This window comes from Shewanella subflava (assembly GCF_025971955.1).
Lineage (GTDB): Bacteria > Pseudomonadota > Gammaproteobacteria > Enterobacterales > Shewanellaceae > Shewanella > Shewanella subflava.
The window spans coordinates 36,116-51,956 of record NZ_JAPDMX010000007.1; the positions used below are offsets into that span (position 1 = coordinate 36,116).

14 protein-coding genes are annotated in these 15,841 nt (G+C 42.5%); 12 read left to right on the forward strand and 2 right to left on the reverse strand.

The annotated features are described in order from the left end of the window. Window positions 1-210 precede the first annotated feature (210 nt). From rpsF to OHT75_RS04940, 9 genes are all read left to right on the forward strand, one after another. Window positions 211-603, forward strand: a complete 393-nt coding sequence (rpsF, locus tag OHT75_RS04900) for a 30S ribosomal protein S6 (RefSeq protein WP_264725348.1) — start codon at window positions 211-213, stop codon at window positions 601-603. Between the two features lie 8 nt (window positions 604-611). Next, window positions 612-914 carry a primosomal replication protein N gene (gene priB, locus OHT75_RS04905; protein ID WP_261298474.1) on the forward strand — a complete coding sequence of 101 codons (303 nt, stop codon included), beginning with the start codon at window positions 612-614 and terminating at the stop codon, window positions 912-914. A gap of 12 nt (window positions 915-926) precedes the next feature. Then, window positions 927-1,154: a 30S ribosomal protein S18 gene (rpsR, locus tag OHT75_RS04910; RefSeq protein ID WP_130598554.1), complete on the forward strand. Its 228-nt coding sequence runs from the start codon at window positions 927-929 to the stop codon at window positions 1,152-1,154. Window positions 1,155-1,194: 40 nt separating this feature from the next. Further along, window positions 1,195-1,647: a 50S ribosomal protein L9 gene (gene rplI, locus OHT75_RS04915; RefSeq protein ID WP_264725352.1), complete on the forward strand. Its 453-nt coding sequence runs from the start codon at window positions 1,195-1,197 to the stop codon at window positions 1,645-1,647. A 499-nt stretch (window positions 1,648-2,146) separates the two neighbouring features. Next, window positions 2,147-5,827, forward strand: coding sequence for an ATP-binding protein (locus OHT75_RS04920; RefSeq protein WP_264725354.1), 3,681 nt, complete (start codon window positions 2,147-2,149; stop codon window positions 5,825-5,827). Then, on the forward strand, window positions 5,827-6,489 hold the full coding sequence (locus OHT75_RS04925) for a condensin complex protein MksE (protein WP_264725355.1): 663 nt from the start codon (window positions 5,827-5,829) through the stop codon (window positions 6,487-6,489). Before OHT75_RS04920 ends, OHT75_RS04925 begins: the two co-directional genes overlap by 1 nt. Beyond that, entirely contained in the window at window positions 6,486-7,706 is a 1,221-nt protein-coding gene (locus OHT75_RS04930; protein ID WP_264725356.1) for a phosphoenolpyruvate carboxylase, read from the forward strand. Before OHT75_RS04925 ends, OHT75_RS04930 begins: the two co-directional genes overlap by 4 nt. Before the next feature lie 3 nt (window positions 7,707-7,709). Then, a complete protein-coding gene (locus tag OHT75_RS04935; RefSeq protein WP_264725357.1) occupies window positions 7,710-8,600 on the forward strand; it encodes a DUF7281 domain-containing protein in 891 nt (296 codons plus the stop codon). Window positions 8,601-8,870: 270 nt separating this feature from the next. Then, window positions 8,871-10,112 (forward strand): dicarboxylate/amino acid:cation symporter, encoded by a 1,242-nt coding sequence (locus OHT75_RS04940; RefSeq protein WP_264725358.1) that lies wholly within the window; start codon window positions 8,871-8,873, stop codon window positions 10,110-10,112. Between the two features lie 90 nt (window positions 10,113-10,202). Here OHT75_RS04940 and OHT75_RS04945 read toward each other — a convergent pair whose 3' ends face one another. Next, a complete protein-coding gene (locus OHT75_RS04945; RefSeq protein WP_264725359.1) occupies window positions 10,203-11,195 on the reverse strand; it encodes a class 1 fructose-bisphosphatase in 993 nt (330 codons plus the stop codon). Window positions 11,196-11,450: 255 nt separating this feature from the next. Here OHT75_RS04945 and OHT75_RS04950 point away from each other — a divergent pair, with 255 nt between their 5' ends. From OHT75_RS04950 to OHT75_RS04960, 3 genes are all read left to right on the forward strand, one after another. Next, a complete protein-coding gene (locus OHT75_RS04950) occupies window positions 11,451-13,688 on the forward strand; it encodes a S9 family peptidase (protein ID WP_264725360.1) in 2,238 nt (745 codons plus the stop codon). A gap of 246 nt (window positions 13,689-13,934) precedes the next feature. Continuing rightward, window positions 13,935-14,090: a hypothetical protein gene (locus OHT75_RS18000; RefSeq protein WP_406681969.1), complete on the forward strand. Its 156-nt coding sequence runs from the start codon at window positions 13,935-13,937 to the stop codon at window positions 14,088-14,090. Window positions 14,091-14,336: 246 nt separating this feature from the next. Further along, on the forward strand, window positions 14,337-14,585 hold the full coding sequence (locus tag OHT75_RS04960; protein ID WP_264725361.1) for a hypothetical protein: 249 nt from the start codon (window positions 14,337-14,339) through the stop codon (window positions 14,583-14,585). 220 nt (window positions 14,586-14,805) lie between these two features. Here OHT75_RS04960 and ygfZ read toward each other — a convergent pair whose 3' ends face one another. Next, the gene (gene ygfZ, locus OHT75_RS04965) at window positions 14,806-15,759 is read right to left on the reverse strand and encodes a tRNA-modifying protein YgfZ (RefSeq protein WP_264725362.1); all 954 of its coding nucleotides are present in this window, start codon (window positions 15,757-15,759) and stop codon (window positions 14,806-14,808) included. Window positions 15,760-15,841: the final 82 nt, after the last annotated feature.

The window sequence follows — 15,841 nt, forward strand, 5'->3', positions numbered from 1 at the left end:
TCACTAATTCTTTTTATTTGGCACAAGCTAAATTCAACTGGGCCTTATGATACCTGTATTCAATAACGCAGGAAAGAATACTTTATTACTTGAGTTTGGATAAGAGTTTCTGTATTATCGCGCGCTCAAATCAGTCACTTTAATTCGTTCCTTGCCTCAAACTTGGTCTGACTGAGCCAAACGAGGCTACTTAACCGTAAGGAGCAATAAATGCGTCATTATGAAATCGTATTTATGGTTCACCCAGATCAAAGTGAACAAGTCCCAGGTATGATTGAGCGTTACACCGGTGTTATCACCGCTGCAAACGGTTCAGTTACACGTTTAGAAGATTGGGGCCGCCGTCAATTGGCTTACCCGATTCAAGACCTACATAAAGCTCACTATGTTCTTATGAACGTAGAAGCCACTGCAGAGTCTATCGAAGAGTTAGAAACAGCTTTCCGTTTCAACGACGCTGTTCTGCGTAACATGGTAATGCGCACTAAAGTTGCCGTTACTGAAGCTTCTCCAATGGCAAAAGCAAGAGATGAGCGTGATTCACGTCGTTCAACTTCTGATGACCGTGTAGAAGAAGAAAGCGCTGAAGAAAACGCTGAATAATTTTTTCTGTGAATAATCACTTAACCTTGTTTGGAACCATTACGCGTTCAAAACAAATGAGTAGCCCCAGCGGGATCAATCATACGATTATTACGCTAGAGCATAAGTCACAGAAGTATGATGCAGACTTATTACGAAACGTATACTGCCTTATACAAGTGGTGTTGAGTGGTCCACGCTTTAATAGCGTAGCAGATAAATTAAAAGCAGGTGTGCACGTTGAAGTTGAAGGGTTTCTTTCACTCCAACAAGGACGAAATGGTCAAAACCGTTTGGTACTGCATGCTGAAAATGTCGAATTGAAAACTTAGGAGACTGTCAACATGGCACGTTATTTCCGTCGTCGCAAGTTCTGTCGCTTCACATCTGAAGGCGTAACAGAAATTGATTACAAAGATATTGTAACATTAAAGAACTACATCACTGAAAGCGGCAAGATTGTTCCTAGCCGTATCACTGGTACTAGTGCTAAATATCAACGCCAACTAGCTCGCGCTATCAAGCGTGCTCGTTATCTTTCTCTACTGCCATACACTGATTTACATCAGTAATTGCAGTATTAATTCTTAATCGAATATAGAGGATTAGATAATGAACGTTATTCTGCTAGATAAAATCGCAAACTTAGGTAGCTTAGGCGACCAAGTTTCAGTTAAAGCGGGTTATGCACGTAACTTCCTTTTACCATTTGGTAAGGCTGTTGTTGCTAACGCTGCAAACATTGAAGTATTTGAAGCTCGTCGTGCTGAATTAGAAGCTAAATTAGCTGCTGACTTAGCTACAGCGACTGCACGTGCTGAAAAATTAGCTGCATTAGAAGGCGTTGTTATCGCTTCTAAAGCAGGTGATGAAGGTAAATTGTTCGGTTCAGTTGGCAACCGTGACATCGCTGATGCAGTTACTGCAGCAGGCGTTGAACTTGCTAAATCTGAAGTTCGTTTACCTTTAGGTGCTTTACGCACTACTGGTGACTTCGAAGTTGAAGTACAAGTACACACTGAAGTTAAAGCTATCGTTAAGATTTCTGTTGTTGCAGAAGCTTAATTATTGCTAACGCTTTAAATGAACACCGCCTATAGGCGGTGTTTTTTTATGGGTGAAATGAAAGTGAGGCTAAGCTATGGTTGAAGTCGTACTTTAACTTCATACCAATGGTAATAAATCACCGCGCATTTTCGTTTGTAAAAACGCGAAAACGACGTTCATTTGTGATTGCCTCACAGAAAAATAGCCTGCTGCATAATTTATCAACAAAGATAAACACGCCCTAGTATCAATGCTGCATTATAGATTTTTGTTAAAATCTTTTCGTTGATTCATCTCTTCCATTGGCTGGTAATTTTTGCCAATTTTGCATTGACTGCTACTTTGTTAACCTCCATCTAGAATGAATTTGCAGTATGATCCAATGCTGTAATGCCATTGCCATACATTGCGGTTTAATTTACCTTAAAGCCCATCTTTTGTTTTATGTTTTGCGTTAACCCAAGCGGCTTTAGCTGAAGTGAATTGAATCGCTGGTTTTGTTTTATAAAGGACTCCCATGCCAAGTTTGATTAGAATCGTGCTTATTAATACTCACCTGCCTGGTGTTGTTGAATTAGCGTTAAACGGCCATACCAATATTTGTGGTACCAATGCCTCCGGTAAAACCACTTTGCAACGTCTAGTTCCGGTTTTTTATGGTGAATACCCTAGCCGGGTGGTGCCATCAACCCGCGATAGTTTTGAGCGTTGGTATTTGCCACACGATTCCAGTTACATTATTTATGAATACCAAAAAGATGATGGGTTACTTTATCAGGCCGTATTAGCGTCGGCAGGCGATGGTAAAGGGGTCAACTATCGCTTTATTGCCCGTGGGTTTGAGCTTGAGGATTACGTTAAAAGTCGTAATGGCGATACGATAATTTGTCATTCAATGGCTGAGCTTGGCCGTGAGGTTAAACGCCAAGGGGTTGCCCATACAAACTTATTAAACACCCGTGAGTTTAGAGCGATTATCCAGAATGATCGCAGTCTGCTAAATACGGGAGGCAATCGAAATGAGCTGCGAACTTACGCGCGGCAATTCTCTTTGTGTGACAGTGAACACTCGCTTCGTCATATTGAAAAATTGGCTAAAGCGGTGCATTCCAAAGAAGGCAAGATGGAGACGGTTAAGTCAATGATCGCCGCTATTTTGGAAGAAGATGGGGTTAATCCACCTAGCTCTCGACTTAACCCTCAAAGAGTAGAGTCTTGGATCCGTGAAAGCCAACTTGTGCAAGGTTTTGAGCAAATTCGCCCAGAATTTGAAAAGCTTGAACAAGAGTTTAACCAATTACTCAGTGCGGAATTACGGTTATCGAGTTTAGCCCGAGGTTATCGTCATGATGAAACCTTAGAAGCCGATCGCCAAGATGCTAATCAAACCTTAGCTAAAGAATTAAACCTTAAACTCAAAATGTTAGATGAAGAGTGGAAGGACATTCGTGATGAGTTACATGAAGAGATCTCATCGGCAAAAGGTGACTCGCAAAAATTTGAACATGAATTAGATGTAATAGAAGAGCAGCATGGTGCATTTTTAGATGCCGATATCGATCAAGCAAAAGCGGATTTAGATAGCTTGCCAAGCTGGCGTCAGGACGTTGAAAATCTTAATGAACGTCATAAATTACAAACTGAAAAACACCAAGACATCGAAGCTGCTTTTAATGCCCGGCGTTCAAAAATTGCCGAACAATTACATCGCGAATTAGAAAGTTTACATAAAGATCAAGACACTCAGCGAGAAAGCCGCGATGCGCAGCGTGAGCTTGCCAATGATGATTTAGCTAAGTTAGACACATTTTGGCGTGATCAAAGCGATGCAGGCAAAGCTAAATTTAGCGAGCAAGAATATCAGTTAAAATTAACCGCCGCCCAATTAAAGCATCAGGTTGAGAGTGTTTCGTACACTGAAGATGAAAAGCTGCGTTTAGCCATTTTTGATGAGCGGATTGCGCTTGCCGATGAAGAGCAAGAAAGCTGTAATCAAAAAGTAGAGCGTCTTACCATAGATGAACGCAAGCAAAGGGCTAAGCGCGATCAAGCTAATGAATCATTGCGCATTGCTAGCATACGTGTGAACGAACGTGAGCAAGCTAAAGATGAAATTCATCATATGTTGTTCCCGCAATCACATACTTTACTGGAGTTTTTGCGCAAAGAAGCCCAGGGCTGGGAACAATCATTTGGTAAAGTGATCGCCCCCGAGTTATTGCATCGCACCGACTTACACCCCAGTTTAGCGAACCAGGAAGGTGATGCGCTGTTTGGGGTTCATATTGATTTAAAAGCAATTGACGTGCCTGAGTACGCGCAGTCTGAACAAGACTTACGCATTCGTTTAGCTAAAGCTGAAGAGGCCCTTAAAAGTGCCCAAGAGCTGCAAGCAGAGCATGAAGATCAACTAGTGGCCATGAATGATGCGCTAGATAAACTTAATCGTGAGCTCACCTTTGCACGTACGGCATATAAAAATAGTCGTGAAGATTTACGCCGTTTATTTGATGAAAAACGCAGTGAACAGCAACGTATCGATCAGGCTGTAACCGCGCGTAAGGCCGAGTCAAGTCAGCGTTTGGTGCAGTTGGATAATGAGCTTAAACAGCTTAAAAACCAACATCTAGAATGGCTTAGCGAGCAAAAGTCGCAAGCACTTGAAGCGCGCATGGAAAAAAATGCCTACTGGCAAGAAGTGGTCGGTGCGATTGATAATCAGCTCGGCCAAATTAAAGCCAATATTGAACAGCGTCGCAGTAATGCTAAAACTGAACAAAAAGCCTGTGAAACCTGGTACAAAAACGAACTTAAATCCCGTGGTGTTGATGAAGATGCCATTTTGGCGCTTAAGCGAGAAATTCGTGATTTAGAAAGCAAAATCAGCACTGCCGAGCAACGTCGCAGTGATGTCTTACGCTATGACGATTGGTATCAACATACCTGGTTAGCAAGAAAGCCTAAGCTGCAAACTCAACTTGCCGATGTCAAGCGTGCGGCATTAGCACTTGAACAGCAATTAAAAAATAAAACCCAAGAGATTAAAAATCGTCGAACTGAGTTAGAAACTCAGCGTAAGGCGTCCGATGCCGCGCAGGTAGAAGCCTCTGAAAACCTCACAAAACTGCGGGCCGTGATGCGTAAACTGGCAGATTTAAAACTACCAGCCAATAATGAAGAGGCCAGTGGCGGGATTGGTGAGCGTCTACGTCAGGGTGAAGATTTATTATTAAAAAGAGATTATTTACTTGGCTCAGTGAAACAATACATTGAGCATTTCGATAGCGTGATTGCGAGTAAGTCTGGTTCAAGTCTTGCTGAGTTTTGGGAGCGCGCGCGCGAAGAATCTAGTTTTGTAAACGATAAGGGTATTCGCTTACTTGACTATCGCAAACTAGTGCCACAGTTAGAGCAGTTATTGAATGTGATGGTACCGCAATCGTTAATGGCCATTCGTGAGCAGGGACGTATTTTTGGTGTTGATTTAACAGCATTTTATGATGTGCTTGCCGACATCGATCGCCGTATTGCCTCACAAAGTGCCCGTATCACCCGTGAAGTGGGCGAAGAGCTATTCCTTGATGGGGTTTCTGAATCTGCGGTACGAATTCGTTCGCGCATCAGTGAATTAGAGTTCTGGCCTGAGCTTGAAGTGTTTGTTAAAGCTTTTAAAGCCTGGAAAGCGGACAACTTCAGCACATTGCCTGATGAGCATTACACTAATAGTATGCGCCGAGCGCTAGATATTATTGGGCGTGCGGCATTAACCGGAGGGATCGCTAAGCTATTGGAGATTGAGTTGCGCCTGAAAGAGGGCAACAGCGATCTGATTATCCGTACCGACCGCCAGTTAAATGAATCATCCAGTCACGGTATGGCTTACTTAATTTTATGTAAATTCTTACTGGCATTTACCCGATTATTACGTGGTAAAGCCGATGTGACTATTCATTGGCCGATTGACGAGCTAGGCACTTTACATCACACCAATGTGAAGAAGATATTTGATGCCTGCGAAAACAACAATATCAGTGTGTTAGGGGCATTCCCAAACCCAGAATCTGAAGTGCTTAATTTGTTTGCTAATCGCTATATCATCAATAAACAGACTAAAAAATTACAAGTGGTTAAACCTAAAGCTAACCCTTTGGCTGAACGTTTAAACCAGCACAACGCTAAAACAGAGGAGTTAGCATAATGACCAGCGACGTTTATGATAACGATACTGTATTAGTGGGCGCAGGGGCCATTATTGAGCAACTACTGCGTGGCGAGTTTATCTGCCGAGTCACCAATGAAGAAGGGTGGCGTGCATTAAAAAATAACAGTACCCGTGAACGGGTTGAAACCTACTTAAACCAAATTAACCGCACCATTGCCAGTGCAGGTGAAGGCGAAGTATTTTTTTGTGGCTATCTGCAGTTAGGAGAAGCCGAGCGCAAAGTGGTTTCGAGCCAATTTAAAGAAATTTGCTCAGCGCTTATTCCCCTCGTTGAGTGGCTGGTGTTAGTGCAAGAAGCCAGCGGCCAAGATGCACCATTAAGTGAAGGCGCGCCGATTCGTTTAACCGAGTTACAGGCACGCATTGAAGATACCCCGGCTTTTAGTGAGCAATTAACCAAGTTAAGTCATTATCGTTTGTTCGGCTCAAGCAGCAATAATGTTGATGGTCAGATTAAGTTGGTGTTCAAGCGTTTGGTTGAACTGGGTTATTTAACTAAACCGAATGCTGAAAAGCAGATTTACATTGCCACAGGTAAGCTAGATTACTTGTATGAAGTGATCCGTTTTATTGATGAAACAGAAGGGCTTAGCCTTGAGGCGCAAGCAGAAACAGCCACTCAGCGGGAGTTGATATGAGTAGCAACTTGCATCAAGCTGGAGTAAAGCTACTTAAGCAACTGGGGCGACATGCCGATGTGATCATGGACGCGTACCTTGCAGGCTCGGTCAGTGACTCAAGCCACGATCCGGCGGTGATTGAAAAGCTTAAAAAAAGTGGTTTACTCTGGCGCCCTGAGCCTGACCAAGAACTGCGTTTAAAACGATCTGTGCGGGCATTGCTAGAAGAAGGCTTAAGTGATGAGCGTAATCGCCAAATTGACTCCAATGTGGGCTCGGCGCTTGCCACTATTAAAACCTTAGCCGATCACTACAAAGAAGCCCGCTATAATGTTGATTATGGCGCGGCAGAAGCGTATTTAGCTGATTTAAGTGAACATGTTTACAGCTTTACCGACAGTTTACGTTATTCCATTCGGGTCTTGTGGGGCCGAATTAATAATGAGTTTGGTTATGTGGGCACGGTAAATGCCAAAATTCGTGAAAACGAATTAGCCCAAAGCCAAGTGACAGAGCTATTGAACGGTTTGGAAATGTTCCAGTTTAGTGAGCTGGGTGAAATTGCTGGAGACATACGTGAACTACGTCGTTTATTGATGACCAGTTTGCAAGATACCTTAAGCTACTGCACCCAAGAACTGAGTGTTGTTCAGGGCAGATTGTTAGAGTTACTGGGGCGCTTTAGGCAAATTCAAGGCCGTACTCGCTTATTAAAAGGCTGGTTACTGCACACTGATTTACACCCTGATTATCAGCCAGAAAACCATGTCGCGCATAACAAAATACCCGCATTATTTAACTATGCCGAGGCCATATTAAAGCCTGCTCACGTAGATATCAGCAACCCTCACCATGAGTTTGACTTGCTGCAAATGGTGGCGCAAATTAAAGCCATCAGCCGTGATGAACGTATTGTTGTTCCGCGTGATACCAATGTGACTTTTGAAATGAGTGAAGTCGAGGATTTTGATATTCCAGACAATCCACTTAAAGTGGCTGTGGATGAATATTTCTGCGCCATTATTGATTCAGGCTTGCGTCAGTCAGCGCTTGAGTATTTACAGCAACAACAACTCGATTGGGACAGCGAAAGCTGGCTTTATCAGGTTATTGGGGGTTACGAAGCATTACCTATGGAACACAAACAATATTTTGAATTGGAACCGATAGGTAAACCGCACCCGATTTACACTGGCAACTTTATCGTCACTGATGTTGAACTCTGGTTGGCTTAGCTGATGGCTAAGTTAACCAAAACACAGTTTAATGCGATACAAACCGTGGTGATCAATCGATCACCACGAACGAAATTCAGCAGCAATTGGCAAAAAGTATTCAATCAATTTGCTATCGGTGAGCCCGATGGGGCAGGGAAATACCTCTATTTTAGTGGTAAAGACCACGATTTATTGCGTGAAATGGCATTGCTTGATACCGGTTTTGATGTGCAGAATGTCAATTTTAATCAACCAAGAAAAACATTAGCAGCCCAAGGAATAAAAGAAAAGTACGCCAATATTCGCCCCGATGCCAATTATGTTTTAGTGCAAATTCCCCTGCAATGTTCCCCGCCTTTTACGACACAATATAGCCTAAGAATGACGGTTGAGCAGGCGGTGACGATTTGCGCTGATGCTCAATTACAGTATCTGATAGTGGTGGAAAACCTAGATAGCTTTGATGACATTGGTCATTTTTCATTTGATACAAAACTTGCTGCAGTATTTCAGCAGGCTATGGTGGTATATCGTGGCAGTGGGCCGCATTCTCCCGCAGGGTGTAAACGCTTATTGCATACAATAGCCCAAAATGATGCATTGCATTCAAGGTTGAAAGTGGTGGCATTTACTGATTTAGACCCCGCTGGAGTTCAAATTGCCCATTTACTTCAAGGCTGTGGTTATCTTATTGCCCCTGACTTAGTTCATCTTTCTATTCAAGCGTTGCTCAAATTGAATGACACAGACGATTTTGATAAACAATGGCGTCAGCAACAGTATCTTCAGCATGCAGAATTACATCAATGGCGTAACTTAGTAAATTGCTTGCAACAATATCGTATCAGTCTTAAACAGCAACATATGTTAGCCCATCAACTTCCACTAACATTAATGCCTCTTCACTGCTGATCTTCGCTGTCTTTGTGACGTTTAATTGAACTTAAGTAAATAATTATGCTGCTGGCTGCTTATTAACAAAGTCACATCATTCTTTTTTTATTTTTAAAATGTTTTAAAGATTAAAAATCAATCAGTTAGTTATTTATTACTTATTTTAACGCGTTAAATTGGATGTTTTATACGATAACGCATTGAAATCTGACTTTTGATGGCTCAGTATCTTTGCACTAAAACAACAAGCCTGAGTGTATAAAAGGCAATAATAGGACAAACAAGCAAATGATGAAGTCGTTATCAGCTCGTATTTTTACGGGACTTTTTTTGGGGGTTATTTTAGGCAGTATTGTACAATTTGCCTTAGCCGATGTGGCATTTTTCTCAGACACATTGGTCAATATCGCTAGCGGGATCGGGACCATGTTCGTCAATATGATCATGATGCTAGTCGTACCGTTAGTGTTCGTGAGCATTGTCTGTGGTGTGTGCGAACTGCAGGACCTAAAAAGCTTTGGCCGCTTAGGGGGCAAAACCTTTGGTTTTTACATTATCAATACTGTTGTGGCTATCTTAGCGGCATTTGCCGTGGCGATGCTTATCGAACCCGGTAAAGGGGTTGACATGACCAGCAGCGACACTGCTGTGATTACGGCCACCGAATTACCTAATCTGGTTAGCCTTATTGTCAGTATTGTGCCCAATAATCCATTTTCAGCCTTTACCTCTGGCAACATGCTGCAGGTGATTTTTATGGCCTTGCTGTTAGGCGGCGTGATGAAGTCTATGGGAGCCGTGGTTGATGGTGCCGTGAAGGGGTTTCAAACTGCAAATAAAATCATGATGCGGTTAATTTCAGTGGTAATGAACCTTGCCCCGATAGGTGTATTTGCGCTGATGTTTAAATTAGGGGCGACGTTAGCGCCAGAAACCTTTGTCAGTGTGGTTGAATATTTAGTCTTAATATTAAGCTTGTTACTGCTGTGGATTTTTGTTGTTTATCCTTACTCGGTAAGTTTATTTACCCAAGTGTCGGCTAAAACTTTCCGTGAAAAAACCCAAGAGCAAATTCTATTCTCACTGTCTACAGCATCATCAAATGCCACCATTCCTGTCACCATGCGTACTTTGACTGATAAGCTTGGTGTGAGCAAAGCCGTTGCGGGTTTTGGTGTGCCATTAGGAGCAACGATGAACATGGGCGGGGTGTCGATTTATATCACCATTGCTATTTTCTTTGTGGCTAACGCATTTGGTGTTCCCATTAGTGGCGATCAAATTCCTGCATTATTGTTCAGTGTGTTTTTATTGTCTGTTGGGGCGGGTGGCGTACCCGGTGGTGGGATGGTGATGATTGGTGTGTTAATTCATCAGATGGGATTACCTGTTGAAGCGTTTGCCATTGTGGCGGCATTAGACCGTATTATCGACATGGTACTGACTTCATGTAATGTGGTGGGTGATACTGCAGTATTGACCATAGTTGATCAAACCGAAGCGCCACACAGAATAGAGCACAGCGCCTAATGCTTTAGATGAGTTCAAGGCTTATAAAGAAAAAACCGCTATCTAGTAGCGGTTTTTTCATATTAGTTAAAGATAGCTAAATTATTACGATTAATCGATTGTTGGCTCTTCGCTGTAATCCAGTCCATGGTAGCTTAGGCACATATCGACTTCATTGCGGCTACCTAGAATAACCGCAACTCGTTGATGGATCTCTGTTGGCTGAATATCCAGAATGGTTTCATAACCGGTAGAGGCTTTACCGCCAGCTTGCTCTACTAACAATGCCATTGGATTTGCTTCATACATTAAGCGTAACTTGAATGGTTTAGCTGGATTTTTATTGTCGGTAGGGTAAGTAAAAATACCACCACGACATAACACGCGATGTACATCGCCAACCATAGCCGCTATCCAACGCATGTTGAATGATTGCTCGCGAGGGCCAATTTTACCCAGTAATAAATCGGCAATGTAGGTTTGCATTGGCGCTTCCCAAAAACGCTGATTTGACATGTTAATGGCAAATTCTGCGGTATCAGGCGTAATGGCTACTCTGTCATTGGTTAATAAAAATTCACCGCTGACAGGATCTAAAGTGTAAAATTGCGTTCCTTTACCTGTGGTTAATGCCATCATGGTTGATGGACCATATAACACATACCCCGCCGCCACTTGCTGACGCCCTGCTTGTAAAAAGCTGAGTTCATTTAACTCGCCATTGGGTGCTGGTAATACTGAGAAAATCGTACCCACAAGTGAATTGATATCAATGTTTGATGAGCCATCTAGCGGGTCAAAACACACAAGGTACTCACCTTGCTTACTGACTTCTACAACATAGTCTTCTTCTTCAGATGCTAAACCACGAACATTACCGTCAGCTTTTAAAGCGTCTTTGAGCATATCGTTGGTGATGACATCCAGTTTTTTTTGAGTTTCACCTTGTACGTTTTCTTGCTCTGTTGCACCTAATACGCCAGCGAGTGCACCATGACGGACTGCGCCGCTGATAGCCTTTGAAGTGTCAGCTAAAGTTAACAGTAATGCCGTAAGCGAGCTATTTACTGCTTGTGATGCAAGGGTTTGTGCCAAAGTCTGCATGGTTATTCCTATGACAAGTTTTGAGGTTAAGGTCGTTGATTTTTAGAATAATATAATTGCGGCTGATCATACCCTACAATGACGCTAATTTCAGCGCCTGATGCGGCATTTTCGTTTTAAGATTAATTCAGGCAAAATGGCCGCATAAATAAATTCAGGAAAATAATAATAACCTCTACATGGAAACAACACGCTTATGCCGCTTTTTATGCGCTGCCTTTGTTGTTCACTCCCCCTGCACTTATGGCCACACAAATGACCTCAACAAATCCAACATCAACCACCAATAATACTTCTAGCTTTAACACCACTTTACCTCTTAAGGGGTTAGCTGGTGGAAATCAGCCACTAACCATTGAACGTATTCATGCTTCACCGGCATTGGCTGGTGCCAGCCCGAGAGGATTAAGTTTATCGCCAGATGGTAAAAGGGTAACGTATCTTGCCGGCAGAGACAGCGATCAGAATTTTTATGATTTATGGCAAATGGATATCGTTAGCGGTAAACGAAGTCGCTTAATCGATGCAGATAAATTAGTGGCCGGTGAGTTGTCGGATGAAGAAAAAGCCCGCCGCGAGCGTCAGCGTATTTATGGCCAAGGGATAATGGAGTATTTTTGGGCTGATGATAGTCAATCCATTTTAATTCCGGCATCTGGTCAGTTATATCTATTTGATGTTAACACAGCAGCGGTTAATTTACTGGATACGGGTGACGGGTTTGTCACGGATGCCCGCTTATCGCCAAAAGCGAATTATGTGTCGTTTGTACGCGATCAAAATCTATTTATCCTTCAGTTAGCCACCAAGCAACTCACTGCACTAACACTAGATGGCAAAGGGCCAATTAAAAATGCCATGGCAGAGTTTGTGGCGCAGGAAGAAATGGATCGTATGACGGGCTATTGGTGGTCGCCAGATGAATCACATATTGCCTTTACCCGTATTGATGAGTCGGGGGTTGAGCTTGTCACCCGTAATGAAATCTATGCCGATGGCATTAAACTGACTGAGCAGCGTTACCCTTACGCAGGTAAGCCTAACGTAATAATTGAACTTGGCGTAGTAAACGTCTCTGATAAACAGACGCGCTGGATTGATCTAGGGAAGGATAAAGATATCTATTTGCCACGCGTTAAATGGTTACCCGACAGCCAACATTTATCGTTTCAATGGCAAAGCCGCGACCAGCAAGCGTTAGATTTACGCGTTGTGGATATTCATCATCCCACTAAAATTGACACAATAGTAACAGAGCGCAGCCAAGCCTGGGTCAATCTACATAATGATTTGCACTTTTTAAAGCAGCAGCCTGCTTTGGTTTGGGCATCAGAGCGCGATGGCTTTAATCACCTTTATTTGTTTGATTTAACGGGTAAATTAGTGCGTCAATTGACGCAAGGCAACTGGGTCGTCGACAAGGTTGAATACATTGATGAGCAACAAGGTTGGTTATATTTTTCTGGCCGAAAAGACAGCGTAGTTGAGCGTCATTTATACCGAGTCAACTTAGCAACGGGTAGCGACAGCATTGAACGCATTAGCCAACGTTCAGGTATGCATGACAGTGTGTTTGCAGAAAACAAGCCCGTTTACTTAGATTACTTCAGTAGTTTGCAACAACCACCGCAAATTAGTTTGCATGATCAAAATGGTAAAAATCTTGCCTGGGTGGATAAAAATGAAGTTAACGCCGCACACCCGCTATATGATTTTGCCCGGATGTGGCAAATGCCTGAATTTGGTCATATTAAAGCGGATGATGGCCAAGCACTACAATACCGTTTATTTAAACCCGTACCCTTTGATAGCAACAAAAAATATCCTGTGGTGGTGCGAGTGTATGGTGGCCCACATGCTCAACTGGTGGTAAATGCATGGAGCGAGGCAGACTATTTTACTCAGTATTTATTGCAGCAGGGTTATGCAGTATTCCAATTGGATAATCGCGGCAGTGCTCATCGAGGCACGCAGTTTGAACATGTGATTTATAAAAACATGGGTGATGCGGAAGTACGCGATCAAAAGGCGGGAGTAGATTATCTACGAAGTTTGCCCTTCATTGATGGTGATAATGTGGCGATTTATGGTCACAGTTACGGCGGTTACATGGCATTGATGAGCCAATTTAAAGCCCCGGACTACTTTAAAGCCGCAATATCGGGCGCACCGGTTACGGATTGGCGTTTATATGATAGCCATTATACCGAGCGTTACATGGGCAATCCTGAAACCAATAAGCAAGGCTATGATACTGGCAGCGTTTTACCTTATGTCAAAAACTACCAATCGGGTTTGTTGATGTATCACGGCATGGCGGATGACAATGTGTTGTTTGAAAACAGCACTCGTGTGTATAAAGCGCTGCAGGATGAAGGTAAATTGTTTCAAATGATCGATTACCCAGGGTCGAAGCATTCTATGCGCGGTGAGAAAGTGCGTAATCATTTGTACAAATCGCTAGCGGCTTTTTTGGATAGTCAGTTGAAGTAAGGTTTTTTATTTGATGCTGTAGAAAAGCGAATGTGGTTTAGCCCCGTTCGCTTTTTTGTTTTTACGCCATTGGCTAAATTGATATTAATTTAACTTTTTGCCTGCAGCAGGAATGTTCAGGATGAACGGAATGTCGCGATCACATTCAGGCGATTGATTAAAGCACATTATTGAGATCAATTTACTTACCCGATATGATGATAGCTACTATTTTCAGGGACGAATAAGTTTTTAATTTTGGGTGCTGTGTCTAGCGCAATAGCGGCTTTGGCTCATTTAGGTTGTATTATTTTTGGTGGTGACTGGTATCGTTTTTTGGGTGCGGGTGAGCAAATGGCTAGTTTGGCTGATAATGGTGATTGGTATCCCTCGATGGTGTCATCCGTAATTGTTTTGTGTTAACGTTATGGGCGCTGTATGGTTTGTCTGGCGCGAAAGTGATACCTAAACTGCCTTTTTTAAAGCTTGGCTTGCTCGTTATTTCTTTCATTTACGTAATTCGTGGCCTCGCGTTTGTTGTGATAATGCCGATGTTTCCCGAAAATAGTCTGACATTTTGGATTGTTAGCTCAAGTATTTGTTTAGGTATCGGTTTCCTCTATGCTGTCGGGACGTTTAAAAATTGGTCAACGTTAAGTGGCAAAGCAAATGTCTGAATCAAAATCGAACGCACAGCCCGCTCATTTTGCTAGTGATGTGTCGACTTTGTTTGCTAGTGGGTTATCTGCTTATTTAATGAGTGGTATAGCACTACCGTATGTGTACTTGATTGATTCATTTGATATTGTAAAAGTTCTAGCAAGTGCAGGAGTGTTTTGTTTATTGTTCTATCCGTTTAGTCAGTTTTTTCGTTGGCTATATTCAGACTCAAAAACAGATATAAAGTCTGATTCATAAAATCCGCACTTAGAATCGATCAAAAGGTACCGCTAAGTTAACTTAACGTCTATGGAGGGGTTGTGTTAATGTCGCTTGGTAACGTTACTCTCAATCTAAAATAGAGTTGGCTTTTTTCTGATTTTAAAACGACTTAATTAGCAAAAGTGGATATTACACTTTTCTAATCAAGTCGCTAATTCAAGTTCATCGTTCTGCGAGTTGTATTAAATCATTTAGCCTAATCTTCTAACGAATAAGGTAACGGGATAACCTTTAAAACAGAATTTTCATCATCAGCAATACGTAAAGTCGCATCCGCTTCAGTATCATTGGCTAACACAGCGGTTAGCAGCACTTGATCACCTTGTTGGACAAACTCAATAATATTACCCACTTTGCGAAACCCATCTTCAAGAGCAATTTCAATAGCTGAGTCAATCGTCAACGTTTGTTCGGTATTGCCAGACAAAATATACAAGGCGCGCTTATTACCACCGCGATACTTCATACGGGCGATAGTTTCTTGCCCCATGTAACAACCTTTGGTAAAGCTGATGCCATTAATGGCTTGAACATTACACATTTGCGGCACATATTGGCTGGAGTGTGCTGCTGGGATATTAGGGTAGCCCGCTTTAATTTCTTGAGCTTGCCAGGCAGTAGCATCAAACACCTGTTGATTTTGGCAAAGCGCCTGTGCTTTATCTGCCGTTAGCATCACGATATAGCGGTCATTATCTTTGAGTATGACCCCGCCATCGACATGGCTGAGTTCAGCTTCAATTTTACCAAAATACTGTTCAACAAAGGCGCTTGCCTGGCTGCCAGTAATACCGATCAGTTGCCAGTTAGCTGATACATCGACTAATTCCGCTTTGCTAAAAACGGCATATTTTTTTAACTGAGGCAATCCAACGGCTAAGGTGTCAATTGGCATCATCATGTAAAGGGCATCGTTGATGCTAAAGGTGCGAAAACTGGCAATCATTTTACCTTTAGGATCACAATGAGCACCCCAGCGCCATTGATCAGCGTTTAGTGAGACAATTTCAGTGGTCACTTGACCATTAATGAAACTTCGAGCTTGCTCTCCTGTTACTTCAATTAATCCTAAGTGGGTTAGGTTAGCTAACATCAGTGAGGGCGGGGATAAGGTGAGGGCCCAATCGGGTTTATTTATTGAAAGGCTCATTTGATTTCCTGTGAAACAGCAACATAATGCCAGCAGTGTAGCCCAAACTCTGATCACTCAAAAGGGGATAGGCATAAAAAAC

Excerpts from the sequence above, each read along its gene's own strand:
- OHT75_RS04920 (WP_264725354.1), top strand. The coding sequence starts at position 2,147 with ATGCCAAGTTTGATTAGAATCGTGCTTATTAATACTCACCTGCCTGGT.
- OHT75_RS04950 (WP_264725360.1), top strand. The coding sequence starts at position 11,451 with ATGACCTCAACAAATCCAACATCAACCACCAATAATACTTCTAGCTTT.
- rpsF (WP_264725348.1), top strand. The coding sequence starts at position 211 with ATGCGTCATTATGAAATCGTATTTATGGTTCACCCAGATCAAAGTGAA.
- OHT75_RS04945 (WP_264725359.1), bottom strand. The coding sequence starts at position 11,195 with ATGCAGACTTTGGCACAAACCCTTGCATCACAAGCAGTAAATAGCTCG.
- OHT75_RS04930 (WP_264725356.1), top strand. The coding sequence starts at position 6,486 with ATGAGTAGCAACTTGCATCAAGCTGGAGTAAAGCTACTTAAGCAACTG.
- OHT75_RS04960 (WP_264725361.1), top strand. The coding sequence starts at position 14,337 with ATGTCTGAATCAAAATCGAACGCACAGCCCGCTCATTTTGCTAGTGAT.
- ygfZ (WP_264725362.1), bottom strand. The coding sequence starts at position 15,759 with ATGAGCCTTTCAATAAATAAACCCGATTGGGCCCTCACCTTATCCCCG.
- OHT75_RS04940 (WP_264725358.1), top strand. The coding sequence starts at position 8,871 with ATGATGAAGTCGTTATCAGCTCGTATTTTTACGGGACTTTTTTTGGGG.
- OHT75_RS04925 (WP_264725355.1), top strand. The coding sequence starts at position 5,827 with ATGACCAGCGACGTTTATGATAACGATACTGTATTAGTGGGCGCAGGG.
- rplI (WP_264725352.1), top strand. The coding sequence starts at position 1,195 with ATGAACGTTATTCTGCTAGATAAAATCGCAAACTTAGGTAGCTTAGGC.
- OHT75_RS04935 (WP_264725357.1), top strand. The coding sequence starts at position 7,710 with ATGGCTAAGTTAACCAAAACACAGTTTAATGCGATACAAACCGTGGTG.
- rpsR (WP_130598554.1), top strand. The coding sequence starts at position 927 with ATGGCACGTTATTTCCGTCGTCGCAAGTTCTGTCGCTTCACATCTGAA.